8 protein-coding genes are annotated in these 10,911 nt (G+C 43.1%); 7 read left to right on the top strand and 1 reads right to left on the bottom strand.

Annotated elements, in window-relative coordinates; all coding sequences use genetic code 11:
- Positions 1-425 precede the first annotated feature (425 nt).
- The 7 genes from rarD (at position 426) to B2Z67_RS13870 (ending at position 8,548) form a co-directional block, all read left to right on the top strand.
- A complete protein-coding gene (rarD, locus tag B2Z67_RS13840) occupies positions 426-1,334 on the top strand; it encodes an EamA family transporter RarD (RefSeq protein ID WP_291530425.1) in 909 nt (302 codons plus the stop codon).
- A gap of 142 nt (positions 1,335-1,476) precedes the next feature.
- Positions 1,477-2,013, top strand: coding sequence for a hypothetical protein (locus B2Z67_RS13845; protein WP_291530426.1), 537 nt, complete (start codon positions 1,477-1,479; stop codon positions 2,011-2,013).
- A gap of 462 nt (positions 2,014-2,475) precedes the next feature.
- Positions 2,476-3,327: an ATP phosphoribosyltransferase gene (gene hisG / locus B2Z67_RS13850; RefSeq protein ID WP_291530432.1), complete on the top strand. Its 852-nt coding sequence runs from the start codon at positions 2,476-2,478 to the stop codon at positions 3,325-3,327.
- A gap of 64 nt (positions 3,328-3,391) precedes the next feature.
- Positions 3,392-4,678: a histidinol dehydrogenase gene (gene hisD, locus B2Z67_RS13855; protein WP_291530427.1), complete on the top strand. Its 1,287-nt coding sequence runs from the start codon at positions 3,392-3,394 to the stop codon at positions 4,676-4,678.
- Positions 4,675-5,712 (top strand): histidinol-phosphate transaminase, encoded by a 1,038-nt coding sequence (gene hisC, locus B2Z67_RS13860; protein WP_291530428.1) that lies wholly within the window; start codon positions 4,675-4,677, stop codon positions 5,710-5,712. The genes hisD and hisC overlap by 4 nt, the downstream gene beginning before the upstream one ends.
- Complete coding sequence (gene hisB / locus B2Z67_RS13865; protein WP_291530433.1) at positions 5,712-6,863, top strand: bifunctional histidinol-phosphatase/imidazoleglycerol-phosphate dehydratase HisB; 1,152 nt, start codon at positions 5,712-5,714, stop codon at positions 6,861-6,863. The genes hisC and hisB overlap by 1 nt, the downstream gene beginning before the upstream one ends.
- Before the next feature lie 191 nt (positions 6,864-7,054).
- Entirely contained in the window at positions 7,055-8,548 is a 1,494-nt protein-coding gene (locus tag B2Z67_RS13870) for a TolC family protein (RefSeq protein ID WP_291530429.1), read from the top strand.
- Positions 8,549-8,638: 90 nt separating this feature from the next.
- Here the strand turns inward: B2Z67_RS13870 and B2Z67_RS13875 are convergent, their stop codons facing one another.
- Positions 8,639-10,750, bottom strand: a complete 2,112-nt coding sequence (locus tag B2Z67_RS13875; RefSeq protein WP_291530430.1) for an HAD-IA family hydrolase — start codon at positions 10,748-10,750, stop codon at positions 8,639-8,641.
- Between the last annotated feature and the right edge of the window lie 161 nt (positions 10,751-10,911).

Raw genomic sequence — 10,911 nt, forward strand, 5'->3', positions numbered from 1 at the left:
AGGGTAACTTCTACCCTCACTCTGTGTATCATCCACATTTGTATCGTAATATTGTCTGTACCGGATAGGTTACCGTTGTTAGTTTCACAGTGAGAAACTTTTTGTTTCTACGCTCGGAAACAAAGAGTTTCATCGCATTGAAACTAAATGTTCCATCGTATTGAAACAAAGAGTTTCGTCGTATTGAAACAAAAAGTATTGCACGTCGGAACAAAGTGTATCACTTGGTGGAACAAAGTGTTTCACTTGGTGGAACAAAATATCTCTCCCTATGGAATTCTGACACTCCCCCTATGGAATTCTGACAGGATACTTATCCCGTGTTCACCGCCTACTGGTATTTATTGGGAAAAATGCTTGCATCCCGGAAAACAATGATATACCTTTGCGGGAATAAAACGATAAATATTAATTGTGAGTAAGCTATGTCATTCAATCATAAAAAGTTAAGTTATAGTCAAGGCATTGTTTACGCCTTGCTATGCTATATCGCTTGGGGACTTTTCCCTATTTTCTGGAAAGCGATTACGGGAATACCTGCTGTAAATGTGTTGGCTCATCGTATCGTATGGGCGTTTGCATTTCTCTCTATCTGGGTGCTTTTCATGAACCGGCAAACATTTATCGGCTATGTAAAGCAACCTAAACTGTTGTTCAGATTAGGTCTGGCTGGGATTGTTGTTAGCGCCAACTGGGGTATATACATCTATGCCGTAGCAAGCAATCATATTGTTGAGGCAGGCTTGGGTTACTATATCAATCCGTTGATAAACGTATTTCTGGGCTATGTGTTTTTGAAAGAACGTTTGGCCTCCATGCAAAAAATAGCTGTCGTACTGGCTCTGATTGGTGTTGTTTATTTTACTGTTAGTTACGGTAAGTTTCCTTGGATATCTTTACTTCTTGCTACCACTTTTGGGCTGTATGGACTGTTAAAGAAGAAAGCAAACCTTGAATCCATGCCTGCGCTTACGGTCGAAACGATGATGGTTTTTCCGTTTGCTTTGGCGTTTCTGTTTTATACTGCTGCGGGGAGTGATGTGACAACACCCTTTTTCCCCTCATCCGCAACAACTACTTTGTTACTGATTCTAAGCGGTCTAATTACAGCCATTCCGCTTTTCTGGTTCGGAAAGTCGGCACAGGTCATTCCTTTATCAACGCTGGGCTTTATCCAGTATTTATGCCCGACACTGCAACTGCTCCTTGGGATATTTGTGTATCATGAAACTTTCGGCATGGAATATCTTGTCTGTTTCGCTTTTGTATGGGCGGGACTGGTGTTTTATACGGTTAGTATTCTTAAAGGGAAGAAGGTGACGATAGCTGAATAACGTTTTTGCGACAAGTGATTTTGCCGTAGATGGTACAAAGATTCAGCCTTTCTTCGAAAACTGTCACAAGTTGTTTTTTAGCGTTTACTAAATTCATTCAACTCACAAAATTGGGGAAGTTATCATTGGTAAAATAATCAATATGAAGAATAAAATATTTACTATAAATAATTTTAAAATAAGATTTAAAACAGTCATTTTAGGATTACTGTCGTTGTTGCTGCTGGGAATTCCTTTTGTCATGAAAGATTTTATGGGAGCATCTTTTTTTATAATTTCAATTATTATGATGATTATTGTAGTATCATTTACTTTTATCCAATCTTGTATAATCCAATATCAATATAATCAATTTGACAAACAAACGAGAGTAATTATTGAGTGTGATTCTGGAAATATTAAATACATAAGAAATAACCACTTTGTGGAATTTCATATAAATGATATTACCAACTTCTATAGAGTACGATACGAAAATTCAAGAAGGTTACAAGAGTTCTTTTATCAAATCTATATAAAGGATAAAACAATTCCGCTAACTATAACCTGTGTTCTTGCTAATAATTTAGAAAAGTATATTAAGAAGAAGTGCCTTGTCCGAATTACAGATTCTTTATTCCTTGATAAAGATGAATATGACCTTGTTCTTGAGATGGATTATAAAATGAAATCGTTATAATGTTCTAATATCCTAAGTTATGCACAAAGCAATCAAGTCATCATCATAGAATATGATGCGAACGGTAATTATCACATGGAAGACATAAATAAAATATGAATTTGTAGAAGATAAAACTGGCGAAAACTAAGAAAATGAAAGGAAAACAAAACTTTTTGTGATAACTCTTTGGCAGTTTAAAACAGAAAGTTTACTTTTGTCGCACTAAAACAAAGAATTGTATGAAAACTGTAGTTGCACATCATCACCATCATCATTATTCTGGCGAGTAATCGGTAGGCGTATGGTTGTTGTGCATAAGATGATACATATAAATAACGAGGCTTGCCGGATAATGGTAAGCCTCGTTTGTTTTTAGCCGCAAATAGTTTAGCCGCAAATAGTTTAATCGCAAATAACAAATCGCAAATAACAAATCGCAAATAAGGAATCGTAAATAATCAAATCGTAAATAAAGTTATGTTGTTAAGAATTGCAGTACAAGCTAAAGGTCGTCTTTATGATGAGACGATGTCATTTCTTGAAGAATCGGATATTAAACTGAGTGCAATGAAACGTTCGTTGCTGGTACAGTCGTCTAATTTCCCAGTCGAAGTGCTGTTTTTGCGCGACGATGATATTCCCCAGTCGGTAGCGACGGGCGTAGCGGATATCGGTATCGTAGGTGAAAATGAATTCGTGGAGAAGAATGAAGATGCTGAAATCGTAAAGCGACTCGGGTTTAGCAAATGCCGTTTGTCGTTGGCAATGCCGAAGGATATTGAGTATCCGGGCGTGCAGTGGTTTGAGGGACGGAAAATAGCCACATCATATCCCGGAATCCTCTCCAATTTCCTGAAAGCGCAGAATGTAAATGCGGAAATACATGTAATTACAGGTTCGGTGGAAGTGGCGCCGGGTATCGGGTTGGCAGATGCAATTTTTGATATTGTAAGTTCCGGTTCCACATTGGTAAGCAACAGGCTGAAGGAAGTGGAAGTGGTGATGAAATCGGAAGCATTGCTGATTGGTAATAAACATCTGTGTGAGGAGAAGAAAGAGATTTTGAAAGAGTTGCTTTTCCGCATGGATGCTGTGAAGACGGCGGAAGATAAGAAATATGTTCTGATGAATGCGCCGAAGGATCATTTGGAAGAGATTATCCGGGTTTTGCCGGGTATGAAGAGTCCGACGGTGATGCCGCTGGCACAAGAAGGTTGGTGCTCGGTACATACGGTGCTGGATGAGAAGTGCTTCTGGGAAATTATCGGGAAACTGAAGTCGCTGGGAGCGGAAGGTATTTTGGTGTTACCGATTGAGAAGATGATAATATAGTGTACTCTATACGATAAAAATTATTTTTTACTCGCTTTGCGTGTATAATAATATACCAAATATTATGAGACTAATTAATAATCCGGATAGGTCGGAATGGGCAGAACTACTGAAACGCCCTGTAATGAATACCGAGAATCTGTTTGATACAGTGCAGGGAATTATAGACCGGGTGAAGTCGGAGGGAGATAGCGCCGTGCTTGAAATGGAAGCGAAGTTCGATAAAGTGGAATTGGCGTCGCTGGCGGTTACGGATGCTGAGATAGAGGAAGCGGAAGCGAAGGTAGATGAAAGACTGAAAGCTGCGATTCTTCTGGCGAAACGGAATATAGAAACGTTCCATACGGCACAACGCTTCGAGGGTAAAAAAGTGGAAACGATGCCCGGAGTAATGTGTTGGCAAAAGGCGGTGGCGATTGAGAAAGTAGGTTTGTACATTCCCGGCGGAACAGCGCCGTTGTTCTCCACTGTGTTGATGTTGGCTGTACCTGCAAGAATAGCCGGTTGCAGGGAAATAGTGCTTTGCACCCCGCCCGACAAGGAAGGACAGGTGCATCCGGCCATTCTTTTTGCAGCAAAAGCGGCAGGAGTGAGTAAGATTTTCAAAGCAGGTGGTGTGCAGGCTATTGCCGCTATGGCGTATGGCACGGAGAGTGTGCCGAAAGTCTATAAGATATTTGGTCCGGGAAACCAGTATGTGACGGCTGCCAAACAGTTGGTCAGCCTGCGTGATGTGGCGATAGATATGCCTGCGGGTCCTTCGGAAGTAGAAGTGCTAGCTGATGAAACGGCGGATCCGGCGTTTGTGGCTGCCGACCTGTTGAGCCAGGCCGAACATGGAGCGGATAGTCAGGCAATGCTGATTACGACTTCGGAAACTTTGCAGCAAGCTGTGAAACAAGAGGTGGAACGTCAATTGGCGCTATTGCCTCGCAAGGAGATTGCCGCGAAATCTCTGGAAAACAGTAAGTTGATTGTGGTAAGGAACATGGAAGAGGCTATAGAGTTGACAAATGAGTATGCACCCGAGCATTTGATTGTGGAAACTGCGGATTATGAACGGATAGCCGAACGTGTAGTAAACGCGGGATCTGTTTTCTTAGGCTCTTTTTCGCCGGAAAGCGCCGGCGATTATGCTTCGGGAACCAACCATACATTGCCTACGAACGGATATGCGAAAGCCTATAGCGGGGTGAGCCTTGATAGTTTTATCCGTAAAATCACCTTTCAGGAAATACATCCGGAGGGGATAAAGAATATAGGGTTCGCCATTGAAGAGATGGCGGCAAATGAACATTTGGATGCGCATAAGAATGCAGTAACCGTGAGACTTAATAAGTTGAATATATGAAAACATTACAAGAACTGACCCGTCCGAATATCTGGAGGTTAAAACCTTATTCTTCGGCACGTGATGAATATAAAGGTGTAACAGCATCGGTATTTCTCGATGCAAACGAGAATCCGTATAATCTACCGCATAACCGTTACCCTGACCCTATGCAGTGGGAGTTGAAAACAGAGCTTTCGAGGATAAAAGAAGTTACTTCCGACCAAATATTCCTGGGGAACGGGAGTGATGAAGCTATCGACCTGGTGTTTCGTGCTTTCTGTGAACCGGGAGTTGACAATGTGGTGGCTATTGACCCTACTTACGGCATGTATCAGGTGTGTGCCGATGTGAACAATGTGGAGTATGTGAAAGTATTACTGGATGATAAGTTTGGGTTCTCGGCAGAACAATTGCTGCTTCATGCAAATACCAATACTAAGGTCATTTTTCTGTGCTCTCCCAATAACCCTACCGGGAATGATTTAGACCGGAATGAGATAGCAAAGGTACTGCGCGAGTTTGACGGGTTGGTGGTGCTGGATGAGGCGTACATTGATTTCTCCGATGCTCCCTCATTCTTGAAAGACCTTGATAAATACCCGAATCTCATTGTGTTGCAAACATTCTCCAAAGCATGGGGATGTGCGGCTATCCGTTTAGGCATGGCGTTTGCCTCTAAAGAGATAATCGGTATCATGAATAAGATAAAGTATCCCTATAATGTGAATCAACTCACTCAGAAACAGGCGATAGAGATATTGCATAAGTATTATGAAATAAAACGTTGGGTGAAATGTTTGAAGGAAGAACGTGAAGAATTGGCGCAGCGTTTCGAGAAGTTACCTTGTACGGTGGAAGTCTTTCCGTCGGATGCCAACTTCTTTCTGGCGCGGGTAACGGATGCGGTAAGAATCTATAATTACCTGGTGCAAGCGGGGATTATTGTCCGTAACCGTAACTCCGTTTCGCTTTGTGGCAACTGTCTGCGTGTGACGGTGGGAACAAGGATGGAGAATGACAAGTTGATAGAAGCATTAGAGCAGTATAAATGATTATGAAGAAAGTATTGTTTATAGACCGTGACGGGACATTGGTGATGGAGCCGCCCGTAGACTATCAGTTGGACTCGTTGGAGAAACTGGAGTTTTATCCTAAAGTGATGCGCAATCTCGGTTTTATCCGCAGTAAGCTCGATTTTGAGTTTGCGATGGTAACCAATCAGGATGGGTTAGGTACGGTTTCCTTTCCGGAAGACACCTTTTGGCCTGCACACAATCTGATGATGAAAACCCTGGAAGGCGAGGGGATTACTTTCGACGAGATATTCATTGACCGTAGTATGCCCGAAGATAATGCGCCTACCCGGAAGCCACGTACCGGAATGCTGGCCAAATACCTGGATAATCCCGAATATGACCTTGCCGGTAGTTTCGTTATCGGCGACCGTGCTACGGATGTGGAGTTAGCCCGCAATCTGGGGTGTCGAGCCATCTTTCTGCAAGATGATACTACGTTGCTGAAACCGCAAGCCGAAGGAGGCGTTGCAGCCTGTGAGGGATTGGAAGCCGTGTGCGCTCTTGTCACGAAGGATTGGGATAAAGTGGCTGAGTTTCTCTTTGCCGGAGAGCGGAAAGCCGAAGTACGGCGTACTACAAAGGAAACGGATATTTTTGTTGCTTTGAATCTGGATGGTAATGGAGAGTGTGACATCCATACGGGGCTGGGCTTCTTCGACCACATGCTGGAGCAAATAGGCAAACATGGCGGGTTGGACTTAACTGTCCGTGTAAAGGGAGATTTGGAAGTAGACGAACATCACACGATAGAAGATACTGCCATTGCATTGGGCGATTGTATATACCGGGCATTGGGCAGCAAGCGGGGCATAGAACGTTATGGATATGCTTTGACTATGGATGATTGTTTGTGCCAGGTGTGCCTGGACTTTGGCGGACGCCCCTGGTTGGTTTGGGAAGCGGACTTCAAACGTGAGAAGATAGGAGAGATGCCTACGGAAATGTTCCTTCATTTCTTTAAATCACTGAGTGATGCCGCCAGGATGAACCTGAATGTGAAAGCAGAAGGACAGAATGAACACCATAAAATAGAAGGTATATTTAAAGCGCTGGCCCGCGCCATAAGAATGGCGGTGAAAAGAGATATATATCATTTTGAATTGCCCAGTTCTAAGGGGGTGCTGTAGTAAGAAGCTGCGTAATCTGTGTCATCTGCGGATGAAGGATAGTAAACTTGAACTTTTGTAATTTATCGTCCGTTTCTGAACATGCCTACTGTCCGATAATGAACACTTACCCCTCTCCGGAATCATTCTAAGGCTTTGGCATGTTCTTTGCTTTTCTGTTTACAACTATTTATAAGATAATTCGGATAAACATGAAAGGAAATATTCTACTTGCAGCTTGCATGCTGTTTTCGTTTGCAACTTTTGCGCAGAACGATACATTGACGGAAGAACATGAGCGTGTTATAACTTTGCCTGAAGCAATTGCCTTGGCACGTATTCAGTCGGTAGACGCTGCCGTAGCGTTGAATGAATTGAAAACCGCATATTGGGAATACCGTACTTTCCGTGCGGATCTCCTGCCGGAAATAAACCTGGCCGGTACATTGCCCAATTACAATAAGTCTTATAGCAGATATCAGAACTCGGACGGTTCATACTCGTTTGTGCGTAATAATACGCTGGGACTTGCCGGTACACTGTCCGTTGACCAGAACTTGTGGTTCACGGGAGGCAAGCTGTCGTTGGCATCTTCGCTTGAATATATCCAGCAGTTAGGCTCGGGTGGTGAGAAGCGGTTCATGTCCGTTCCTGTCAGCCTGGAATTGACACAGCCCATTTTCGGAGTGAATAACCTGAAGTGGAACCGTCGTATAGAACCTGTGAAGTATGCCGAAGCAAAAGCCCGTTTCATTACGGCTACGGAAGAAGTAACGATGAAGACAATTACTTACTTTTTCAACTTACTGTTGGCGAAGGAGGCTCTGAATACAGCCCGCCAGAATAAAATGAACTCCGACCGTCTTTATGAAGTGGCGATAGCCAAACGTAAGATGGGGCAGATTTCGGAAAATGATTTGCTACAGTTGAATCTGAACGCTTTGCAGGGTAAGGCGGATGTGACGGAAGCCGAGAGCAATCTGAATGCGAATATGTTCCGGTTGCGTTCGTTTCTTGGCTTGTCGGAAGATGAGAATCTGACGCCTGTGTTGCCGGAATCGGCTCCGGACATGAAGATGGAATATAACCTCGTGTTGAACAAGGCATTGGAACGCAACTCGTTTGCTCAGAATGTTCGTCGCCGCCAGTTGCAAGCGGATTATGATGTGGCTATAGCGCGTGGAAACTTGCGTAGCATCGACCTCTTCGCAAGTGTGGGTTATACGGGGCAGAATCGTAGTCTTTCCTCGGTCTATCAAGAATTACTTGATAACCAGATTGTGCAAGTGGGGGTAAAGATACCTATTCTGGATTGGGGAAAACGTCGTGGAAAGGTACGTGTAGCGGAGAGCAACCGTGAAGTGATACTCTCCAGAATCCGCCAGGAACAAATGGATTTTAACCAGAACATTTACCTGTTGGTGGCTAATTTCAATAATCAGTCACAGCAGTTGGGCATTGCCCAGGAAGCGGACGGTATTGCCGAAAAGCGCTATAAGACCAGTGTGGAAACATTTATGATTGGGCAAATCAGTACATTGGATTTGAATGATGCGCAGAACTCGAAAGATGAAGCGCGACAGAAACATATCTCTGAACTTTATTATTATTGGTACTACTTTTATCAAATCCGTAGCCTGACACTTTGGGATTTTGAGCGGAATAGTGAGTTAGAGGTAGATTTTGAAGATGTAGTGAGGGGATAACATCGCATATATCGTCCGTGAACCACATATATGTGGTTCGCGGACGTTAACAATATTCTTCGGGAGAACTCTACAACCTGCAATTACCGGTCAGTGAACAACCTTCATCATATAGATTACTGCAATCAGCAACCCTGCAAAGAGGAGGGCAAACAGTATAATCAGTAAGAAACTATAGAAGAACATAAGTATTGTCCTCCAGAAGATTTTCCACCAGGTATAACCATACAATTGCTTGTAATCCAACCAGAAAAGGGCGAATATAGCCATTTCGGGCACTTCATATAAATCGTCCACTGTTGCTGTTCCATTGAAAGGTAATGCGATGATACTGATAAAGAGTATCTGGCAGGCAATGTATGCCTGTACGAATACATGTTCCGTGAGATTGTAGCGCACTTTGTTCTTTTTACGACGACGGTGGAAAGCCATAAATGTAGCCAGAGCAAAGAGAGGCAGTGTAGCTATGATGCGGAAAGCCTTGTTTCCATGTCCCCAACTTTTCAGCAAATTCCATACTTTCTGTAGGAAAGGATTGCTTTGAAGGAAGTTTTGAAAGGATTTGTCGAACTTTGAACCTTCCGATATATCACCTTCGAGGATTTCGGTTACAATATCATCATCGTCATCGCTGTTAATCGAATAGCTACGCGCTTCTGACTCTTCTTTATCTTCCAATTTCTGATTCAGGATTTCGATAGTCTGATTCAGCGTTTCTTTCTTTTCCGAGTCTTTGGTTTCTTTCAATTGCTCTTGCAACTGTTCGCGCGCCGCAATGATTTCTTGCTTCCAAACCTTCGAAGAGTCTTTTTCTGCTTTACGCAGGGCATCAGGGTCTACCAATTGTACAACCATGATGTAGATAGCCGCCAGTATGAACAGAGTTTGAAAAGGGCGGAAATAGAGTATCCGTTTGCCGGCAATAAAATCTCTGATCATATATCCCGGACGGTAAAGCAAATCCAGGAGCGTACGGCCGAAACCATTATCAATATTGGTAAATCCCCCCAATATATTTTTGAGAGCATTGCTGAAACGGTAACGGGAAGTTTTACGGCTTTGTCCGCAACGGTAACAATAATCGCCCGTATAGTTGGTTCCGCAATTCAGGCAGGTATTACTTTCTTTGCAGGCGGGTGGTGTTACTTTGCCACGTATTATTTTAATATGAATCATGCGGAGACGTGCTTTCCAGGGATTCCACCAAGGAGCGATATAGTTGGATATTCGTTTGGGAATAATTCGTCGTTTGGTCAGAACATACCAAAGAATCAATATAAAAGTAATCAGAAAAACTCTGGTATTTCCATTTTCCCCCAAAGACAGGTATAGGAATGGTACCAGAAGGAGAATTTGCCAGATATTTATCATCTTTCTTCCGGACGGAGCAGAGGAGACCGGATCGGGAGGTGATTGAACGGTTAGTGGGGCAGGCTCAGCTTCCGCTTCTGCTCTCGGTTCCGCTTCTGCTCTCGGTTCCGCTTCTGCTCTTGGTTTTGCTTCCGGTTCCGGTTCTGCTTCCGGAAGTGCGGGTGGTGTATCAACAACGGCCGGTTGCTGTTCGTTTTCCAGTAATTCTTCCAGCGAACTCATTATTTTCCGGTGTGGATATTTACTTAGTTCTTCGGCTGTAGTAACTCCGTGGGTTATACCTGCAAAATCTAAGCCGGCGGCTTTGGCGGTGGCGGCGTCTACGGTACTGTCGCCCACATAAAGTGTTTCTGCTTTGGCGACTTTTAATTTCTTGATGGCAAGCAGCAGACCTTCGGGTGATGGCTTTGGCGTTTTTACATCTTCTCCTCCAATGATGATATTGAAAAAGTTAGCGGGGAAATGCAGGTCAAGCAATTCCTTAATCCGGAAGCGGTATTTGGTAGAGATGATTCCGATAAGTGCACCCGCATCTTTCAGAGCCAGTAGTACAGACTTTGTTTCCAGAAAGAGTATGGTGTTGACTGTCATGTGCGTATCCGCCTCTTTGCCGTATTCTCTTTTGAAGGATGCCAATTGTTCCGCATCCGTTACTCCTGTCAGTATGGAAAAGGATTCTTCCAGTGTTTTGCCGATGGTATGCTTGATAGCTTCGTCGGTTACGTTCGTATAACCGTGTCGGGTGAGTACATTTTGAAAACAAGTGATGATACCAAGTGAAGAATCTGCTAACGTATAATCGAAGTCGAAAAGAAAAGTTGTGTAATTCATTTAACCTTTTTGCGGCAAAGATAATGTAAATCAAAGATAGAAGCAAATTTATTAGTGTATTGCTTAGAAGCTGTATTGAATTTATTCCTAATGCGAATCAGGAATAAATTCAGAACAGCTTCTAACCTACATTATTCATAGTGTAAGTACTTCGTAATAAT

The sequence above is a fragment of the Bacteroides sp. UBA939 genome (assembly GCF_002293435.1).
GTDB lineage: Bacteria > Bacteroidota > Bacteroidia > Bacteroidales > Bacteroidaceae > Bacteroides.